Below are 17,458 nucleotides of genomic sequence, written 5' to 3' on the forward strand. Positions count from 1 at the left end.
GGGGAAACGATGCCGCCGATGCCGACCGAGATCACGGTGCTGGGCTGGAGCGTGGTGCTGCTGATCGTGCAGATGTTCCTGGCCTCGATCCCGACCACCATGGAGCTCGGCGGCGACTATCAGGCGGGTCCCCGCGACGAGCCGCGCACGCCGAAGGGGCGGTTCGCCGGCCGCGCCAGCCGGGCCTTCCGCAATCTGCTCGAAACTTATCCGGCGTTCGTCGGTCTCGCGCTGGCGTTGGCGATCACCGGCAAGGCCGGCGGCTATGCGGCCACCGCCTCGGTGATTTGGCTGATCGCCCGCGCCCTGTATGCGCCGCTTTACATTATCGAAATCCCGTTCGCCCGCAGCATCGTCTGGTTCGTGTCGCTGCTGGCGCTGATCGCCATGCTGATCCGTCTGCTGAGCTGAGGGGCCCATGACCGATCGCGTCGTTATCATCACCGGCGGCAGTCGCGGCATCGGCCGCGCTACGGCGCTCGCGTGCGCCAAACGCGGCTTCAAGGTCGTGCTCGGCTACGCCAGCAACGAAGCCGCCGCGAACGAGGTGGTGGCGGAGATCGCGGCCAGCAACGGCAAGGCGATCGCGGTGAAATGCGACGTCGGCAGCGAAGCCGATATCCTCGCGTTGTTCGCCGCGGCCGACGCATTCGGCCCGCTCGGCGGGCTGGTCAACAATGCCGGCATCGTCGGTCCGACGTCCCGCGTCGACGAGATGTCGGCCGAACGCATTCAGCGGATGATGGCCGTCAACGTCACCGGCAGCATTCTCTGTGCCCGCGAGGCGGTGAAGCGGATGTCGACCCGCCACGGCGGCAAGGGCGGCGTCATCGTCAATTTGTCGTCGGTCGCCGCCAAGCTCGGCTCGCCGAATACTTACGTCGACTACGCCGCGTCCAAGGGCGCGGTCGATTCCTTCACGGTCGGGCTCGGCCATGAGGTCGCCGGCGAGGGCATTCGCGTCGCTGCGATCCGGCCCGGCCTGATCGACACCGACATTCATGCCTCCGGCGGCGATCCGGACCGCGCGCATCGGCTCAGCGTCCACGTGCCGATGAAGCGCGTCGGCCGCGCCGATGAAATCGCCAATGCTGTCGTCTGGCTGCTGTCGGACGAGGCCTCCTACGTCACCAGCGCCATCTTGGATGTTTCGGGCGGCCGCTAGCCGTCTTGGCGCCAACTACAGGATTGTTCTATGGCCTACGATCTCGTCGTCATCGGCACCGGCCCCGGCGGTTATGTCTGCGCGATCCGCGCGGCGCAGCTCGGCCTCAAGGTCGCGGTGGTCGAGAAAAACCCCACACTCGGCGGCACTTGTCTCAACGTCGGCTGCATGCCGTCGAAGGCGCTGCTACACGCCTCGGAGCTGTTCGAAGAGGCCGGACATTCCTTCGCCAAGATGGGAATCTCCGTCCCGGCACCGAAGCTCGATCTGCCGGCGATGATGACCTTCAAGCAGCAGGGCATCGACGGCAACGTCAAGGGCGTCGAGTTCCTGATGAAGAAGAACAAGATCGACGTACTGGCCGGCAAGGGCAAGATCCTCGGCACCGGCAAGGTCGAAGTGACCGGCGCCGACGGCAAGGCCCAGACGGTCGAGACGAAGTCGGTGGTGATCGCTACCGGCTCGTCGGTCGCCCAGCTCAAGGGCATCGAGATCGACGAGAAGCGGGTGGTGTCGTCGACCGGCGCGCTGTCGCTCGACAAGGTGCCGGGCAAGCTGATCGTGGTCGGCGCCGGCGTGATCGGGCTCGAACTCGGCTCGGTGTGGCGCCGGCTCGGCGCCGAGGTCACCGTGGTGGAATTCCTCGATCGCATCCTGCCCGGCATGGACGGCGAAATCTGCAAGCAGTTCCAGCGCATCCTCGAAAAGCAGGGCTTCGCCTTCAAGCTCGGCGCCAAGGTCACCGCGGTCGACAGCTCCGGCAAGCAGCTGAAGGTCAGCGTCGAGGCCTCGGCCGGCGGCAATCCGGAAACGCTCGAAGCCGACGTCGTGCTGGTCGCGATCGGCCGCGTGCCGTTCACGGAGGGCCTCGGGCTGAAGGAAGCCGGCGTCGCGCTCGACGAGCGTGGCCGTGTGCAGATCGACGATCACTTCGCCACCACCGTGAAGGGCGTGTATGCGATCGGCGACGTCGTGCGCGGTCCGATGCTGGCCCACAAGGCCGAGGACGAGGGCGTCGCGGTCGCCGAACTGATCGCCGGCAAGGCCGGCCACGTGAACTACGACGTGATTCCGGGCGTGGTGTACACCACCCCGGAAGTCTCCAGCGTCGGCAAGACCGAGGAAGACCTCAAGCAGGCCGGCGTCGCCTACAGCGTCGGCAAATTCCCCTTCACCGCCAACGGCCGCTCCAAGGTCAACCAGACCACCGATGGCTTCGTGAAGATCCTCGCCGACGCCAAGACCGATCGCGTGCTCGGCGTTCACATCATCGGCCGCGAGGCCGGCGAGATGATCCACGAGGCAGCGGTGTTGATGGAGTTCGGCGGCTCGGCTGAGGATCTGGCCCGCACCTGCCACGCCCATCCGACCCGCTCGGAGGCCGTCAAGGAAGCCGCGCTTGCGGTCGGAAAACGCGCCATCCATATGTAAGTCCCGCCTTTGACCTGCCCGGCCCGCGCCGGGCAGGGAGTGTGAGGGACATGAAACGTCGCCTGCTGCAGCCGCTCTGGTTCATCCTCGCCGTCCTGTTTCTGGTCGAGGCGTGGCTGTGGGAGCATCTCGAACCGTGGGTGGCGCGGCTGGTCGCCGCCATCCCGTTGCGCGAAGTGAAGGCGTGGACGGCGGATCGGGTCGCGCATCTGTCACCGCCCATGGCGCTGATCGTGTTCGTGGTGCCGCTGATCCCGCTGTACCCGTTCAAGCTGTTCGCGCTGTGGCTGATCGCCACCCAGCATTTTGTCGCCGGCATTCTGGCTTTCGCGCTGGCGCAGTTCGTCGGGCTCGGCCTGATCGCCTTCATCTTCGACGTCACCAAGCCGAAGCTGATGCAGATGGCGTGGTTCGTCAGCGTCTATGAGTTCGTGCTGCGGGTGAAGGCCAAGGCGCACGAGATCGTCGCGCCGGTGATGGCACGGATCCGCGCGCAGATGCGCGCGTTCGACGGCGACGGCGAGGGGCCGTTCAAGCGGCTGCTACGCAAGGCGATGCAGTTCCGCAAGCGAATCCGCGCGACGCGCTGAGCGACGCCCGGGCGTCGCGGATCTTCCGTCAGAACAGATGCACCGCATGCGGAGCGAACAGGCCGATCGCCGTGAAGGCGAGGCCGCCGACCGTCAGTAATCCGGAGATCCAGGCCAGGGCGATCATGCCGGTGATGATCGTCGCGGACGCCAGCACGATGCCGATCTGGAAGGCGGCCGACGCCAGCTCGTAGTGATGATAACGCGCCTGGGCGAGGTCGCGGTCGTGTTCGGCGTGCTTGGCGCGCTCGGCGAGCTGCTCGGAGCCTTCGCCGGTTTCCGGTTCGGAGCGGTAGCGCTGGGCGGTCTTCTGCCACTCTTCGATCTGCTTTTGCAGCGCGGCTTTGGCGGCTTCGTCGCCGACCGTGCTCATGCTGAGCCGCGCCTCTTCGGATACCGTCTGCACCACCGTGCGGCGGATGCTCTTGGCCTGGAAGAACGCCCACAGGTTCGACGCTTCGACGTTCTTGGCGAGCGATTCGGTCTGTGCAGCTTTGCCGAGCGTTTCCGAGAAGGCGAGAAACAGCGCGATCACCGAGATCAGCAGCGCGATGTTCTTGTTCGAGCCGGATGCATGCTCCGCATGTTCAGCATGCTCCATGCTCTCGTGCGCGCCCATGCTTGTCTCCTGTCATCGATTCGTCATGCCCGAAGCGGGCTGGTGATCATCAGATCAGGAACTTGTCAGTTGGAAGGCAGAGCGGGTCAAGCCCGGCGATGGGCTGCTAACAACTTCGCCGGGCTCTTTCAGCGCAGTCGTGTCCTAAGCGCGGGGGTGCGCGCTGGCATAGACGTCGAGCAGCCGTTCGGTATCGATGCCGGTATAGACCTGCGTGGTCGACAGCGAGGCGTGGCCGAGCAATTCCTGAATGGCGCGGAGGTCACCGCCTCGCGTCAGCAGATGCGTCGCAAAGGAGTGTCGCAGCGCGTGCGGCGTGGCGCTGTCGGGCAGACCGAACGCGCCGCGCAGCCGTTCCATCGCCAGCTGAATGATGCGGGGGCTGAGCGGCCCGCCGCGAGCGCCGACGAACATCGGGCCGTCGGGCGGCAGCGGATGCGGGCAGGTGGCCGCGTAGTCGGCGATCTGCGCCAGAACGCCCGGCAGCACCGGCACCATCCGGGTCTTGTTGCCCTTGCCGAGCACGATCAGCGTGTCGCCCTTGCCGGGCGCCGGCACGTCGCGGCGCTTCAGCCCGAGCGCTTCGGAAATCCGCAGGCCCGAGCCATACAGCAGCGCCATCACGGCGGCGTCGCGGACCAGCACCCAGGTCTCGCGGTCCTCGCCGGCGCGTTCATCGGCGTCGGCCAGCCGCTTGGCGGCGGCGATCTGGATCGGCTTCGGCAGGCTCTTCTTGATCTTCGGCGCCCGCACCGCGGCCAGCGCCCCGACCCGGCCCTTGCCTTCACGTTCCAGGAAGCGGCCGAACGAGCGCAGCCCCGCCAGTGCGCGCATCAGCGAGCGGCCGGCGATCGCATCGGCCCGCCGCGCCGCCATGAAGGCCCGCACGTCGGTCGCCTCCAGCCGCGCGAATCGACCGAGCGTGACCTCGCCGCCCCAATGCCCGGCGAGAAACAGCAGGAACTGCCGCAGATCGCGCGCATAGGCCTCCAGCGTCTTGCCCGACAACCGCCGCTCGGCGCGCAGATGCGCCAGCCAGCGCGTGAACTCCGCATTGAGGTCGGCGGCCGCGCAGTCGAGATCGATCGGCGGAGGGGACGGCTGTGCTTTGGCCATGTGGTGCTTATGTGAATGCCGATAGAAACGGGATTCCCTCCGTCATTGCGAGCGAAGCGAAGCAATCCAGCGCGGTATACGGGGTCTGGATTGCTTCGTCGCTTCGCTCCTCGCAATGACGTGGAGGCTGGGGCTGGATCATAGCCGATTTCCTTTCCCATTGATGAAAGCCGGCTTTGGCGGCACACCGGGGCGATGGACGACTCTCGAACCAGCCCGGCCTCGCCCTCGGCGATGCGCGTCGTCGACGTGCAGGTGCCGGTCGCGGTCGATCAGGCCTATTCGTACCGGGTGCCGCGCGGGCTCGAGCTGAAGCCGGGCGATGTCGTCGGCGTACCGCTCGGACCGCGCGAGGTGCTGGGCGTGGTCTGGGCCGAAAACCCGAATCCCGATCCGCGGCTGCACAATCGTCTCAAGGACGTGTCCGAAAAGCTCGACGTTCCGCCGCTGCGCGAAGAACTTCGGCGGATGGTGGACTGGGTCGCCACCTACACGCTGTCGCCGCGCGGCCAGGTGCTGCGGATGACGTTGCGGATGGGCGAGCATCTCGGCCCCGAGCGTCAGCGCATGGGCGTGCGGCTGGTCGGGTCGCCGCCGCAGCGCATGACGCCGGCGCGGCGGCGCCTGCTGGAGATTCTGTCGGACGGGCTACTGCACAGCAAATCCGACGTCGCCAAGGAAGCCGGCGTCAGCCCCGGCGTGATCGACGGGTTGGTCGACGAAGGGACGCTGAGCGTCGAGGCGATGCCGCGCGAGCCGGCGGCGCCGATCCCGGATCCGGATTTTTCGCCCGCGGATTTTTCGCCCGACCAGGCGAAGGCGGCCGAGACGATGCGCGAGCTGGTGCAGGCGGGCGGCGGATTTCGCGCCGCGCTGCTCGACGGCGTCACCGGGTCCGGCAAGACCGAAGTGTATTTCGAGGCGGTTGCCGAGGTGATCCGTCAGGGCCGCCAGACGCTGATTCTGATGCCCGAGATCGCGCTGACCGGGCAATTCCTCGACCGCTTCGCGTTGCGGTTCGGCGTCCGGCCGCTCGAATGGCACTCCGAACTGACGCCGCGCACCCGCGCCCGCAACTGGGCGGCGATCGCGGCCGGTGAGGCGCGCGTCGTGGTCGGCGCCCGCTCGGCGCTGTTTCTGCCTTACGGCGATCTCGGCCTGATCATCGTCGATGAGGAGCACGACCAGGCCTACAAGCAGGAGGACGGCGCGCATTATCACGCCCGCGACATGGCAGTGGTGCGAGCTTCGATCGCCAAGATTCCGATCGTGCTGGCCTCGGCGACGCCGTCGGTCGAGACCGAGGTCAACGCCCGCAAGGGCCGCTACCAGCGCATCCCGCTGCCGTCGCGGTTCGGCGGCCAGCACATGCCGCAGATCGAGGCGATCGACCTGCGCCGCGCCCCGCCGGCCCGGGGTCGCTTCATCTCGCCGGTGCTGGCCGAGCAGATCGGTCACGCCATCGAGAAGCGCGAACAGGCGCTGCTGTTTCTCAACCGCCGCGGCTATGCGCCGCTGACGCTGTGCCGCGCCTGCGGCCACCGCTTCGCCTGCACGATCTGCGACGCGTGGCTGGTCGATCACCGTTTCCGGCAGCGGCTGGTCTGCCACCATTGCGGCTTCTCGATGCCGCGCCCGCACCAGTGCCCGCATTGCGGGGCGGAAGAATCTTTGGTCGCAATCGGCCCCGGCGTCGAGCGGCTGCAGGAGGAGGCGGCGAGCCTGTTTCCGAACGCCCGGACCATGGTGCTGTCGAGCGACCTGATCACCTCGATCGAAACCATGCGGTCGGAGCTGAACGAGATCGCCGAGGGCCGGGTCGACATCATCATCGGCACGCAGCTCGTGGCGAAAGGCCACAACTTCCCGCGGCTGAATCTGGTCGGCGTTGTCGATGCCGATCTCGGGCTCAGCAATGGCGACCCGCGCGCTGCCGAGCGCACGTTTCAATTGCTCAATCAGGTGATCGGCCGCGCCGGTCGCGAGCAGGGCCGCGGCGTCGGCTTTCTTCAGACGCACCAGCCGGAACATCCGGTGATGAAGGCGCTGGTCGCGTGCGACCGTGAAGCCTTCTATGCGAGCGAAATCGATATCCGCGAGCGCACGCTGTATCCGCCGTTCGGACGCCTCGCGAGTTTGATCATTTCGGCCGGCGACCGGCCGACTGCCGAAGGCTTCGCCCGCAAGCTCGCCGGCTGCGCGCCGGTCGACGAGCGCGTGCAGGTGCTCGGCCCGGCCGAAGCGCCGCTCGCGGTGATCAAGGGGCGCTATCGTTTCCGGCTGCTGGTGAAGTCGGTGCGGTCGTTCGATCTGTCGAACTACTTGCGCTCATGGCTGGCGCTCGGACCGAAGACAAAAGGAAATCTCAAGCTCGAGGTCGACGTCGATCCGCAAAGCTTCCTGTAGTCTTGTTGGATCTGTCGAACGGCGAAACTTTTGCGGCCGCGCTGCGTTACTACACACGACGATGACGCGAGACGCCGGACCTGCAGCGTCGTGACCGTATGCATCCCAAAAAGGAAAGGCCCGCCGTCGGTCTGACGGCAGGCCTAGATCAGGCGCGCAAAAGCTTGCGGCCGTTCGAAACTGGGGATGTGTTTCTTGGGAGGGAAGCGAACCGCTTCGGCGGTTACATCACTTCCGCAACGACCCGGCCGACTCCGCGGCTGGTCAGACCGATCGCGCGTGCAGCGCCGGTCGACAGGTCGAGCACCCGGCCGCGAATGAACGGGCCGCGATCGTTGATGGTGACGACGACACTGCGGCCGCCATGGGTGACGCGCAGCTTGGTGCCGAACGGCAGGCTGCGATGGGCGGCCGTCATGGCGCCGGCGTTGAAGCGCTGACCCGAAGCGGTGCGGCTGCCGGACTCGCTGCCGTAGTACGACGCCATGCCCGAGAAGGTGCGGCCGCCGCTCGAGCCGAGCGACGCATTGGCATCGCGCCAGTCGTTCTGGGCGTGATGACGGTGGTGGTGATGATGACCTTGATGATGATGGTGGCGCTTCGACCGAGCCGAAGCTTCGGTGGTGGCTGCCCCACTCATAATAACCGTTGCGGCGATCAGTGCGACCGCCATGCGCGGCCGGGCGGCGATCCCCGGCGGAGAATTTTTCATATCAGTCATTAATGTAAGCCCTCAGTATTGCCACGTGCGCGGCAAGTGGAACCCCCGTCCCGTTTACGATGGTGGAGCGTTCGCTGCGTAATGAGGCAAGAAATTGACGAACGGTCGAATCGTTCTCGTCTGAAATAACTTTTGAAGCGATGCGGCGGATCAAAAAGTCCAGGATTGCGTTACGCGGAAAATAGAACTACGACTTTCTATACATAGGAATACTAAAGACGTAAGTCTTTATTATCCCCATTTGAGCTCCTCGTAGTCGAACGCAAGAATTCAGGTCCCGATCTTCGCGATCTTCCCGGCCGGCAACCTCAACCGGAAGCAGCAGGGCGGTCCCGATGCGTGAACGGGCCACGGGAGACGCTCGACCTTGAGGGACTGAGCCGCGACCGCGCGACCGAACCGCTTCGCTCGTGGGGGCGCGCTGAGGACTGACGCCGCGGGCGTCGAGGTCTGACTCGCGGCACCGCTGCCGCCCGCCTCGCCCATGATCGCATCTCCATGTTTGATCTCGCCGGTGCGAGCGCCGGCGTAGTGCGCGCCGGCCGTGCTCGGCGCGGAATGCCTGCTACGTGAATTCCGTCCCGCGGGGCGTCGAACGAAGAAATGCGACAGACGGTCCGGAGGCGGTGCGTCATGTTGCGCGCGTGCGCGCGCTATGTTAGCAAAGCCGCGATTTTATAGGCCGCCGGCTTCGTCGTGCCGGTCCAAAATCCAAGTCCAGCTTGAATTCCAAGGGCTTAAATCGGGGGCGCCGCGACGTGGCGACGGTTTTTCTCTTGGCAATTTGACAGCACAAAAGAGCGCGTCTGTGGCATCTGAAGATCCATCGGTTTCCGGAGTCTCTGGTCGTTACGCGACCGCCCTGTTTGAACTGGCCCGCGATGAGAAAGTCGTCGATGCGGTCAAGGCCGATCTGGACAAGTTCAGCGCCCTGCTGAAGGACAGCCCGGATCTGCTGCGCCTGGTGCGCAGCCCGGTGTTTGGCGCCGACGTGCAGGGCAAGGCGCTCGGCGCCGTGCTCGACAAGGCCGGCATCACCGGCATCAGCGCCAACTTCCTGAAACTGCTCGCGGCCAATCGCCGGCTGTTCGTGGTCGCCGATGTGATCCGCGCCTATCGGGCGCTGGTGGCCAAGTTCAAGGGCGAGGCGACTGCCGACGTCACTGTCGCCGAAAACCTCAGCGACAAGAATCTCGAAGCGCTGAAGACCGCGCTGAAGTCGGTGACCGGCAAGGATGTCACCCTCAATATCAACGTCGATCCGGCGATCATCGGCGGGCTTGCCGTCAAGCTCGGCAGCCGCATGGTCGACAGTTCGATTCGCACCAAACTCAATTCGATCAAGCACGCGATGAAAGAGGCAGGCTGATGGACATCCGCGCCGCGGAAATTTCCGCGATCCTCAAGGACCAGATCAAGAATTTCGGACAGGAAGCCGAAGTCACCGAAGTCGGGCAGGTGCTGTCCGTCGGCGACGGCATCGCCCGTGTCTATGGTCTGGACAACGTCCTCGCCGGCGAAATGGTCGAGTTCGAGAACGGCACGCGCGGCATGGCGCTGAACCTCGAAACCGACAACGTCGGCATCGTGATCTTCGGCGCGGACCGTGAGATCAAGGAAGGCCAGACCGTCAAGCGCACCCGCTCGATCGTGGACGCGCCGGTCGGCAAGGGCCTGCTCGGCCGCGTCGTCGACGCGCTCGGCAATCCGATCGACGGCAAGGGGCCGATCCAGGCGACCGAGCGCAAGCGGGTCGACGTTAAGGCGCCCGGCATCATTCCACGCAAGTCGGTGAACGAGCCGATGGCGACCGGCCTGAAGGCGATCGACGCGCTGATCCCGGTCGGCCGCGGCCAGCGCGAATTGATCATCGGCGACCGTCAGACCGGCAAGACCGCGATCGCGCTCGACACCATCCTGAACCAGAAGCCGCTGAACGTCGAAGGCGCGCCGGAAAGCCAGAAGCTGTACTGCGTCTACGTCGCGGTCGGCCAGAAGCGCTCCACCGTCGCCCAGTTCGTCAAGGTGCTGGAAGAGCAGGGCGCGCTCGAATATTCGATCGTCGTCGCCGCCACCGCGTCGGACCCGGCGCCGATGCAGTACATCGCGCCGTTCACCGGCTGCACGATGGGCGAATACTTCCGCGACAACGGCATGCACGCCGTGATCATCTATGACGACTTGTCCAAGCAGGCCGTCGCCTACCGCCAGATGTCGCTGCTGCTGCGCCGCCCGCCGGGCCGCGAAGCCTATCCGGGCGACGTGTTCTATCTGCACTCCCGCCTGCTCGAGCGCGCCGCCAAGCTGAACGACGATCACGGCGCCGGCTCGCTGACCGCTCTGCCGGTCATCGAAACCCAGGCCAACGACGTGTCGGCCTACATCCCGACCAACGTGATTTCGATCACCGACGGCCAGATCTTCCTGGAGACCGATCTGTTCTTCCAGGGCATCCGTCCGGCCGTGAACGTCGGTCTGTCGGTGTCGCGCGTCGGTTCGTCGGCGCAGACCAAGGCGATGAAGAAGGTCGCCGGCAAGATCAAGGGCGAGCTGGCGCAGTACCGCGAAATGGCGGCGTTCGCGCAGTTCGGCTCGGACCTCGACGCCTCGACCCAGCGCCTGCTGAACCGCGGCTCGCGCCTCACCGAACTCCTGAAGCAGCCGCAGTTCTCGCCGCTGAAGATGGAAGAGCAGGTGGTGGTGATCTGGGCCGGCACCAACGGCTATCTGGACGCGCTGCCGATCAACAAGGTGCGGGCGTTCGAAGACGGCCTGCTGTCGCTGCTGCGCGGCAAGGAGTCGGCGATCCTGGAAGCGATCCGCACCAGCCGCGACTTGTCGGACGACACGGCCGCCAAGCTCAAGGCCGTGGTCGAAGGCTACGCCAAGACCTTCGCCTAAGGCGTGATGGCCGGCCTCGCGCCGGCCATTCGCAATTGTTGCGAGAATTCGGAATCGTGGATGCCCGGGGTGAGCCCGGGCATGACGAATGTGAGGTTTGCGGTCGGATTGTCGATCTGATCGTCGGGGTGGACTGAGAATGGCTTCACTTAAGGACATGCGGGTCCGCATCGCCTCGACCAAGGCGACGCAGAAGATCACCAAGGCGATGCAGATGGTCGCGGCCTCGAAGCTGCGCCGCGCCCAGACTGCGGCCGAAGCCGCGCGGCCCTACGCCGAGAAGATGGATGCGGTGATTTCGAACATCGCCGGCGCCGCTGCTGGTTCGCCGGGCGCGCCGGTGCTGCTCGCCGGCACCGGCAAGGATCAGGTTCACCTGCTGCTGGTGTGCACCGGCGAGCGCGGCCTGTCGGGCGCCTTCAACTCCTCGATCGTCCGCCTGGCGCGCGAGCGCGCGCTGGCGCTGATGAACCAGGGCAAGGAAGTCAAATTCTTCTGCGTCGGCCGCAAGGGCTACGAGCAGCTCCGCCGCACCTTCGACAAGCAGATCGTCGAGAACATCGAGCTGCGCTCGGTGCGCCAGCTCGGTTTCGTCAACGCCGAGGACATCGCCAAGAAGGTGATCGCCCGCTTCAACAACGGCGAGTTCGACGTCTGCACGCTGTTCTATTCGCGCTTCAAGTCGGTGATCTCGCAGGTCCCGACCGCGCAGCAGCTGATCCCGCTGGTGGTCGAAGCGCCGGCCGCCGGTGCGGTCGCCACCAACTACGAATACGAGCCGGAGGAGGACGAGATCCTCTCCAGCCTGCTGCCGCGCAACCTCGCGGTGCAGATCTTCCGGGCGCTGCTCGAGAACAACGCGTCGTTCTACGGCGCGCAGATGAGCGCGATGGACAACGCCACCCGCAACGCCGGCGACATGATCAGGAAGCAGACGCTGATCTACAACCGCACGCGTCAGGCGATGATCACCAAGGAACTGATCGAGATCATCTCGGGCGCCGAGGCGATCTAATCTTCAAGCTTACATCCGGTCGACGACCGTGATTTCGATTTCGGACTTCAGGGAGAGAGTTTAATGGCTACACCCGCCAATCAGACCGGACGCATCACCCAGGTCATCGGCGCCGTCGTCGACGTGCAGTTCGAAGGCCACCTGCCGGCCATTCTGAACGCGCTCGAGACCAAGAACGGCGACAACCGCCTGGTGCTCGAAGTCGCCCAGCATCTCGGCGAATCGACCGTCCGTACCATCGCGATGGACACCACCGAGGGTCTGGTCCGCGGCCAGGAAGTCACCGACACCGGCGCTCCGATCCGGGTGCCGGTCGGCGTCGGCACGCTCGGCCGCATCATGAACGTGATCGGCGAGCCGGTCGACGAACAGGGCCCGGTCGCCAACGAGGGCCTGCGCCCGATCCACGCCGAGGCGCCGAGCTACACCGACCAGTCCACCGAAGCTGAAATTCTGGTCACCGGCATCAAGGTCGTCGACCTGCTGGCGCCCTACGCCAAGGGCGGCAAGATCGGCCTGTTCGGCGGCGCCGGCGTCGGCAAGACCGTGCTGATTCAGGAACTGATCAACAACGTCGCCAAGGCCCACGGCGGTTACTCGGTGTTCGCCGGCGTCGGCGAGCGTACCCGCGAAGGCAACGACCTTTATCACGAGTTCATCGAATCCGGCGTGAACAAGAAGGGCGGCGGCGAAGGCTCCAAGTGCGCCCTCGTTTACGGCCAGATGAACGAGCCGCCCGGCGCCCGCGCCCGCGTCGCGCTGTCGGGTCTGACCGTCGCCGAGCACTTCCGCGATCAGGGCCAGGACGTGCTGTTCTTCGTCGACAACATATTCCGCTTCACCCAGGCGGGTTCGGAAGTGTCGGCGCTGCTCGGCCGTATTCCGTCGGCGGTGGGTTATCAGCCGACGCTCGCGACCGACATGGGCGCGCTGCAGGAGCGCATCACCACCACCAACAAGGGTTCGATCACTTCGGTGCAGGCGATCTACGTGCCGGCCGACGACTTGACCGACCCGGCGCCCGCCACCTCGTTCGCCCACTTGGACGCGACGACCGTGCTCAACCGCGCGATCTCCGAAAAGGGCATCTATCCGGCGGTGGATCCGCTCGACTCGACCTCGCGCATGCTGTCGCCGCTGATCGTAGGCGAAGAGCACTACCAGACCGCCCGTATGGTTCAGCAGGTGCTGCAGAAGTACAAGTCGCTGCAGGACATCATCGCCATTCTGGGCATGGACGAACTGTCCGAAGAGGACAAGCTCGCGGTCGCCCGCGCCCGCAAGATCGAGCGCTTCCTGTCGCAGCCGTTCTTCGTCGCCGAAATCTTCACCGGCTCGCCGGGCAAGTTCGTCGAGCTCGCCGACACCATCAAGGGCTTCCGCGCGATCTGCGAAGGCAAGTACGACCATCTGCCGGAAGCGGCGTTCTACATGGTCGGCGCCATCGAAGAGGCGGTCGAGAAGGGCAAGAAGCTGGCTGCGGAAGCGGCCTAAACACCAGAGCCTCACCCTGAGGAGCCGGCCGCAGGCCGGCGTCTCGCAGGGTGACGACCACCTTTCTCATCCTTCGAGGCGCGCGCCGCGGGCGCGCTCCTCAGGATGAGGTCAGCGGATGAACGAACGATGGCCACCTTCCACTTCGATCTGGTTTCGCCCGAACAAGTCGCCTTCTCGGGCGAAGTCGATCAGGTCGACATCCCGGGCGCCGAGGGTGATTTCGGCGTGCTGGCCGGCCACGCGCCGGTGGTGGCGGCGATCCGCCCCGGCATCCTGACCGTCACGGCGGGCGGCAGCCAGCGCAAGATCGTCGTGCTCGGCGGCATCGCCGAGGTGTCCGAGAAGGGCCTGACGGTGCTGGCCGACGTTGCCACCGCGGCGACCGAGATGGACCTGCAGGGCTTCGCCGAAACCATCACCACCATGGAGCAGCAGCTCCCCGGCAAGGTCGGCGACGAACTCGACAAGTCGATCGAGCGGCTGGATCACTACAAGAGCATCCAGCACCAGCTCAACACCACCGCGATGCACTAAGCCGCGCTGGCCGTGGCCCCTCGGCGCGTGCTTTTCTTGCCGAGCTAACTGACTGCCCGCGTCTCCCCCACCCCAACCGCTGCGCCAGCTTTCAACTAAACTGACGCAAATCGCGCAAAGCTCCGCGCCACCTCGCGATAGACCTCACGGCGGAACGGCACCACCAGATCGGCGACGCGATGAAGGTGCTCCCAGCGCCACGCGTCGAACTCCGGCGGCATGCCGTTGCGGACGGCGAGCGGATCGATCTCGCGATCGTCGCCGGTGAAGCGCAGTGCGAACCATTTCTGGCGCTGGCCGCGAAACACCGACAGCCGATGCGGCTGGCCGTCGTAGGGCGGGAAGTCGTAGGTGACCCAGTCGGTCTCGCCGAGGATCTCGGCCTGCCTGACGCCGGTCTCTTCCCACAATTCGCGCATCACCGCGACGTCCGGCGCCTCATCGGCATCGATACCGCCCGGCGGCATCTGCCATTCCAGGCCGGGCAGGATTATCTCGGGGCCGTCGTCGCGAAACCGGCGCCCGATCAGCACATGGCCGTCGGCATTGAACAACGCGATCCCGACATTACGTCGGTAGGGAAGGGCGTCGGTGTCGCGACGCGTCGTCACGACGCCAGCAGCTTGCGGAAGTAACCGATGGTCTCTTTCAGCCCGTCGGCGAGCGCGACCTTCGGCTCCCAGCCGAGCGCGCTGCGCGCCAGCGTGATGTCGGGCTGGCGCTGCCTGGGGTCGTCCGCCGGCAGCGGCAGATAGATCAGCTTGGACTTGGAGTCCGTCATTGCGATCACCATCTCGGCCAGCTCGCGCATGCTGAATTCCACCGGATTGCCGAGATTGACCGGGCCGATGAAATCGTCGCCGGTCTCCATCAGGCGCGCGAAGCCGTCGAGCAGGTCGGTGACGTAGCAGAACGAGCGCGTCTGGCTGCCGTCGCCGTAGATGGTGATGTCGCTGCCGGACAGCGCCTGAACGATGAAGTTCGACACCACGCGGCCGTCGCTCGGATGCATCCGCGGGCCGTAGGTGTTGAAGATCCGCGCAACCTTGATCTTCACCTTGTGCTGGCGGTGATAGTCGAAGAACAGCGTCTCGGCGGCGCGCTTGCCCTCGTCGTAGCAGGCGCGGATGCCGAGCGGGTTGACGTGCCCCCAATAGCTCTCCGGCTGCGGGTGCACGGTCGGGTCGCCATAGACCTCGCTGGTCGAGGCCTGGAAGATCTTCGCCCGCGTCCGCTTGGCGAGCCCCAGCATGTTGATGGCGCCGTGCACGCTGGTCTTCAGCGTCTGCACCGGATCGTGCTGGTAATGGACCGGCGAGGCCGGGCAGGCGAGATTGTAGATGTCGTCGACCTCGACATAGAGCGGAAAGGTGACGTCGTGGCGCATCACCTCGAAGCGCGGCGTGTTCACCAGATGCTCGATGTTCCGCCGCCAGCCGGTGAAGTAATTGTCGACGCAGAGAACCTCGTGGCCCTCCGCGAGCAGCTTCTCGCATAAATGCGAGCCGATGAAGCCGGCGCCGCCGCTCACGAGAATTCGTCGAGACAATCGCATCGCTCAGTCCTGGGCCTACCCCGCCCCGAAGTCGCGACGGCCGTTTTCCGCCGCATTGAATGGCAAGAAACCCCATGCTAGGCAAGCGCCGAAACCGGCCCCCCGAGCGCGCCCGCGGCGCGGCCCGGCCGCGGCTCCCCGGATCGCACCGATCCGCGAATTCAGGCCGAGCGGGCCTGCAGGCGATCTCACCCCATGAGCGATGATCGAGCGAGGGCCGAGCCCGTCGACACCTCCAAGGCCCGGATCCTCGAGATCGGTGGCGGCTATTTCAAGCTGCAGTATCCCGAGCGGACCACCTGCCTGTGGACCTGGACCAAGCTCACGGACGATTTCGGCAAGCTCGATGGCTTCTCGACGCCGGACCGGATCTGGCGTGAGCTTCGCGCCGCGCGAGAGGGCAAATACGATGTCGTCGTGGTCAACAGCCTGCGCTATTCACCCTGGCATCCGCGCTATTGGGCCCGGGGCATCTTCTACACGCCGGCCAATCCCTGGGCGGCGCTGACGCGGCAGTTCGGGCCCAGCATGCTGCGCTGGCTCGACGTCCCGGTGCCGCTGGTCGCGGTCGAGATGGACGATCATTTCGCGATCGCCAGGAGCAGCGTGTTCCTGCTCGACAAGGCCAAGGCGTTCTTCAAGCGCGAGCTTCCGGCCGACAATTGGCAGGCGCTGGCCGGCACCGTGCATCCGCATCTGCCGACGTTGCGCTATCGGCGCAGCGAGACGTGGCAGCGCCGGATCGGCAAGCTGCGCCCGATCTCGCTGCCGCAGTTCCGCTTCGACGAGCACTGGCGCGACGCGCCGTTCCCCGAGAAGACCCACGACCTGTTTTTCTCCGGTGGCATCGTCGGCAACTCGACCGTGCGGGCCGCGGGCCTCGCCGAACTGGAGCGCCTCCGGGCAGCCGGCGTGCGGATCGACCAGCCGACCGAACGGCTGCCCTACGACGCCTTCATGGAGCGGATGTCGCATTCCTGGCTGGCCTGGTCGCCGGAAGGGATGGGCTGGGACTGCTATCGCCACTATGAGGCGCCGATCGTCCAGGCGGTGCCGGTGATGAACAATCCGACGATCGTGCGCTATGCGCCCCTGCAGTCGGGCGTGCACGGCGTCTATTACGACATCGAGCCGGGCGGACTGGAGCGCGCCGTCACCGCGGCGCTCGCCGACAAGGACAAACTTCGCACCATGGCACTGGCCGCCCGCGACCACGTCCTCGCCCACCACACCGTCAAGGCGCATTGCGACCACATCCTCCAGGTCGCGCTCGGCGCGTCCTGAGCAGTCTGCCATCGCTTGGCCGACGCGCGCCAGACCGCGATGGCTTCGCTTGCGCGCAAGGACGGATGCGCTGTCGGTCGGGACGCAAAGCCGGCAGCTGGTTTGAGCGCCGTTGTTAAACCGGCACGGCGAGCTGCGAGAATTCCTTTACCACGCGCTCATAGACCGGGCGTTTGAACGGCACGATCAGGTCCGGCAGGTTTTGCATCGGCTCCCAGCGCCAGCCGGTGAATTCCGACTTGTGGCCGGGGGGCGCGATGATGTCGATCTCGGAGTCCTGCCCGGTGAAGCGGATCGCGAACCATTTCTGACGCTGGCCGCGGTAGCGGCCCTTCCAGGCGCGGCCAGCGACCGTGCGAGGGATGTCGTAGATCAGCCAGTCGGGAACCTCGCCGATCTTCTCGACCGAGCGGACGTTTGTTTCCTCGTAGAGCTCGCGCTTGGCGGCTTCCCAGGTGTCTTCGCCCGGGTCGACGCCGCCCTGCGGCATCTGCCAGACGTGGGTTTCGTCGACATGCTCGATACCACCGGCGCGACGCCCGATGAAGACGAGACCCTCCCGGTTGATCAGCATCATGCCGACGCATGTTCGATAGGGCAGGTCCTCGTAGCGCGCCATTCGAT

17 protein-coding genes are annotated in these 17,458 nt (G+C 65.8%); 11 read left to right on the forward strand and 6 right to left on the reverse strand.

Annotated elements, in window-relative coordinates; genetic code table 11:
* The first annotated feature begins 9 nt into the window (after window positions 1–9).
* Genes ACFFJ6_RS09175 through ACFFJ6_RS09190 form a run of 4 tightly spaced genes read left to right on the forward strand, consistent with a single transcriptional unit; the run spans window position 10 to window position 3,186 of the window.
* Window positions 10–411, forward strand: a complete 402-nt coding sequence (locus ACFFJ6_RS09175; RefSeq protein WP_378387055.1) for an MAPEG family protein — start codon at window positions 10–12, stop codon at window positions 409–411.
* Between the two features lie 7 nt (window positions 412–418).
* Window positions 419–1,165 (forward strand): SDR family oxidoreductase, encoded by a 747-nt coding sequence (locus ACFFJ6_RS09180; protein ID WP_378386715.1) that lies wholly within the window; start codon window positions 419–421, stop codon window positions 1,163–1,165.
* Window positions 1,166–1,195: 30 nt separating this feature from the next.
* Entirely contained in the window at window positions 1,196–2,596 is a 1,401-nt protein-coding gene (gene lpdA / locus ACFFJ6_RS09185; RefSeq protein ID WP_378386717.1) for a dihydrolipoyl dehydrogenase, read from the forward strand.
* A gap of 50 nt (window positions 2,597–2,646) precedes the next feature.
* Window positions 2,647–3,186 carry a hypothetical protein gene (locus ACFFJ6_RS09190; protein WP_378386719.1) on the forward strand — a complete coding sequence of 180 codons (540 nt, stop codon included), beginning with the start codon at window positions 2,647–2,649 and terminating at the stop codon, window positions 3,184–3,186.
* A gap of 28 nt (window positions 3,187–3,214) precedes the next feature.
* Here the strand turns inward: ACFFJ6_RS09190 and ACFFJ6_RS09195 are convergent, their stop codons facing one another.
* Both ACFFJ6_RS09195 and ACFFJ6_RS09200 read right to left on the reverse strand, forming a co-directional pair.
* Window positions 3,215–3,805 carry a DUF4337 domain-containing protein gene (locus tag ACFFJ6_RS09195; protein ID WP_378386721.1) on the reverse strand — a complete coding sequence of 197 codons (591 nt, stop codon included), beginning with the start codon at window positions 3,803–3,805 and terminating at the stop codon, window positions 3,215–3,217.
* Window positions 3,806–3,949: 144 nt separating this feature from the next.
* On the reverse strand, window positions 3,950–4,921 hold the full coding sequence (locus tag ACFFJ6_RS09200; RefSeq protein WP_378386723.1) for a tyrosine recombinase XerC: 972 nt from the start codon (window positions 4,919–4,921) through the stop codon (window positions 3,950–3,952).
* Window positions 4,922–5,116: 195 nt separating this feature from the next.
* Here ACFFJ6_RS09200 and ACFFJ6_RS09205 point away from each other — a divergent pair, with 195 nt between their 5' ends.
* The gene (locus ACFFJ6_RS09205; protein ID WP_378386725.1) at window positions 5,117–7,327 is read left to right on the forward strand and encodes a primosomal protein N'; all 2,211 of its coding nucleotides are present in this window, start codon (window positions 5,117–5,119) and stop codon (window positions 7,325–7,327) included.
* Between the two features lie 223 nt (window positions 7,328–7,550).
* Here the strand turns inward: ACFFJ6_RS09205 and ACFFJ6_RS09210 are convergent, their stop codons facing one another.
* On the reverse strand, window positions 7,551–8,048 hold the full coding sequence (locus tag ACFFJ6_RS09210; protein ID WP_378386727.1) for a septal ring lytic transglycosylase RlpA family protein: 498 nt from the start codon (window positions 8,046–8,048) through the stop codon (window positions 7,551–7,553).
* Window positions 8,049–8,856: 808 nt separating this feature from the next.
* On the opposite strand from ACFFJ6_RS09210, the gene ACFFJ6_RS09215 reads away from it, so the two are divergent.
* The 5 genes from ACFFJ6_RS09215 to ACFFJ6_RS09235 all read left to right on the forward strand — a co-directional run bounded on the left by ACFFJ6_RS09215 (window position 8,857) and on the right by ACFFJ6_RS09235 (window position 13,995).
* Complete coding sequence (locus ACFFJ6_RS09215; protein ID WP_378387057.1) at window positions 8,857–9,417, forward strand: F0F1 ATP synthase subunit delta; 561 nt, start codon at window positions 8,857–8,859, stop codon at window positions 9,415–9,417.
* Window positions 9,417–10,949, forward strand: a complete 1,533-nt coding sequence (gene atpA / locus ACFFJ6_RS09220; protein ID WP_378386730.1) for a F0F1 ATP synthase subunit alpha — start codon at window positions 9,417–9,419, stop codon at window positions 10,947–10,949. Before ACFFJ6_RS09215 ends, atpA begins: the two co-directional genes overlap by 1 nt.
* Before the next feature lie 139 nt (window positions 10,950–11,088).
* Complete coding sequence (locus ACFFJ6_RS09225) at window positions 11,089–11,964, forward strand: F0F1 ATP synthase subunit gamma (protein ID WP_378386732.1); 876 nt, start codon at window positions 11,089–11,091, stop codon at window positions 11,962–11,964.
* Window positions 11,965–12,027: 63 nt separating this feature from the next.
* A complete protein-coding gene (gene atpD / locus ACFFJ6_RS09230) occupies window positions 12,028–13,458 on the forward strand; it encodes a F0F1 ATP synthase subunit beta (RefSeq protein ID WP_378386734.1) in 1,431 nt (476 codons plus the stop codon).
* A gap of 129 nt (window positions 13,459–13,587) precedes the next feature.
* Window positions 13,588–13,995: a F0F1 ATP synthase subunit epsilon gene (locus tag ACFFJ6_RS09235; RefSeq protein ID WP_378386736.1), complete on the forward strand. Its 408-nt coding sequence runs from the start codon at window positions 13,588–13,590 to the stop codon at window positions 13,993–13,995.
* 95 nt (window positions 13,996–14,090) lie between these two features.
* Here ACFFJ6_RS09235 and ACFFJ6_RS09240 read toward each other — a convergent pair whose 3' ends face one another.
* Window positions 14,091–14,606: an RNA pyrophosphohydrolase gene (locus ACFFJ6_RS09240; protein WP_378386738.1), complete on the reverse strand. Its 516-nt coding sequence runs from the start codon at window positions 14,604–14,606 to the stop codon at window positions 14,091–14,093.
* Window positions 14,603–15,550: a UDP-glucuronic acid decarboxylase family protein gene (locus ACFFJ6_RS09245; RefSeq protein ID WP_378386740.1), complete on the reverse strand. Its 948-nt coding sequence runs from the start codon at window positions 15,548–15,550 to the stop codon at window positions 14,603–14,605. The genes ACFFJ6_RS09240 and ACFFJ6_RS09245 overlap by 4 nt, the downstream gene beginning before the upstream one ends.
* A gap of 195 nt (window positions 15,551–15,745) precedes the next feature.
* On the opposite strand from ACFFJ6_RS09245, the gene ACFFJ6_RS09250 reads away from it, so the two are divergent.
* The gene (locus tag ACFFJ6_RS09250; RefSeq protein ID WP_378386742.1) at window positions 15,746–16,834 is read left to right on the forward strand and encodes a glycosyltransferase; all 1,089 of its coding nucleotides are present in this window, start codon (window positions 15,746–15,748) and stop codon (window positions 16,832–16,834) included.
* Between the two features lie 115 nt (window positions 16,835–16,949).
* Here the strand turns inward: ACFFJ6_RS09250 and ACFFJ6_RS09255 are convergent, their stop codons facing one another.
* Window positions 16,950–17,453 (reverse strand): RNA pyrophosphohydrolase, encoded by a 504-nt coding sequence (locus tag ACFFJ6_RS09255; protein ID WP_378386744.1) that lies wholly within the window; start codon window positions 17,451–17,453, stop codon window positions 16,950–16,952.
* Window positions 17,454–17,458: the final 5 nt, after the last annotated feature.

The sequence above is a fragment of the Rhodopseudomonas telluris genome, from assembly GCF_042432815.1.
Lineage (GTDB): Bacteria > Pseudomonadota > Alphaproteobacteria > Rhizobiales > Xanthobacteraceae > Rhodopseudomonas > Rhodopseudomonas telluris.

Excerpts from the sequence above, each read along its gene's own strand:
- atpD (WP_378386734.1), top strand. The coding sequence starts at position 12,028 with ATGGCTACACCCGCCAATCAGACCGGACGCATCACCCAGGTCATCGGC.
- ACFFJ6_RS09195 (WP_378386721.1), bottom strand. The coding sequence starts at position 3,805 with ATGGGCGCGCACGAGAGCATGGAGCATGCTGAACATGCGGAGCATGCA.
- ACFFJ6_RS09245 (WP_378386740.1), bottom strand. The coding sequence starts at position 15,550 with ATGCGATTGTCTCGACGAATTCTCGTGAGCGGCGGCGCCGGCTTCATC.
- ACFFJ6_RS09210 (WP_378386727.1), bottom strand. The coding sequence starts at position 8,048 with ATGACTGATATGAAAAATTCTCCGCCGGGGATCGCCGCCCGGCCGCGC.
- ACFFJ6_RS09225 (WP_378386732.1), top strand. The coding sequence starts at position 11,089 with ATGGCTTCACTTAAGGACATGCGGGTCCGCATCGCCTCGACCAAGGCG.
- lpdA (WP_378386717.1), top strand. The coding sequence starts at position 1,196 with ATGGCCTACGATCTCGTCGTCATCGGCACCGGCCCCGGCGGTTATGTC.
- ACFFJ6_RS09250 (WP_378386742.1), top strand. The coding sequence starts at position 15,746 with ATGAGCGATGATCGAGCGAGGGCCGAGCCCGTCGACACCTCCAAGGCC.
- atpA (WP_378386730.1), top strand. The coding sequence starts at position 9,417 with ATGGACATCCGCGCCGCGGAAATTTCCGCGATCCTCAAGGACCAGATC.
- ACFFJ6_RS09205 (WP_378386725.1), top strand. The coding sequence starts at position 5,117 with ATGGACGACTCTCGAACCAGCCCGGCCTCGCCCTCGGCGATGCGCGTC.
- ACFFJ6_RS09255 (WP_378386744.1), bottom strand. The coding sequence starts at position 17,453 with ATGGCGCGCTACGAGGACCTGCCCTATCGAACATGCGTCGGCATGATG.
- ACFFJ6_RS09175 (WP_378387055.1), top strand. The coding sequence starts at position 10 with ATGCCGCCGATGCCGACCGAGATCACGGTGCTGGGCTGGAGCGTGGTG.
- ACFFJ6_RS09180 (WP_378386715.1), top strand. The coding sequence starts at position 419 with ATGACCGATCGCGTCGTTATCATCACCGGCGGCAGTCGCGGCATCGGC.
- ACFFJ6_RS09235 (WP_378386736.1), top strand. The coding sequence starts at position 13,588 with ATGGCCACCTTCCACTTCGATCTGGTTTCGCCCGAACAAGTCGCCTTC.
- ACFFJ6_RS09200 (WP_378386723.1), bottom strand. The coding sequence starts at position 4,921 with ATGGCCAAAGCACAGCCGTCCCCTCCGCCGATCGATCTCGACTGCGCG.
- ACFFJ6_RS09190 (WP_378386719.1), top strand. The coding sequence starts at position 2,647 with ATGAAACGTCGCCTGCTGCAGCCGCTCTGGTTCATCCTCGCCGTCCTG.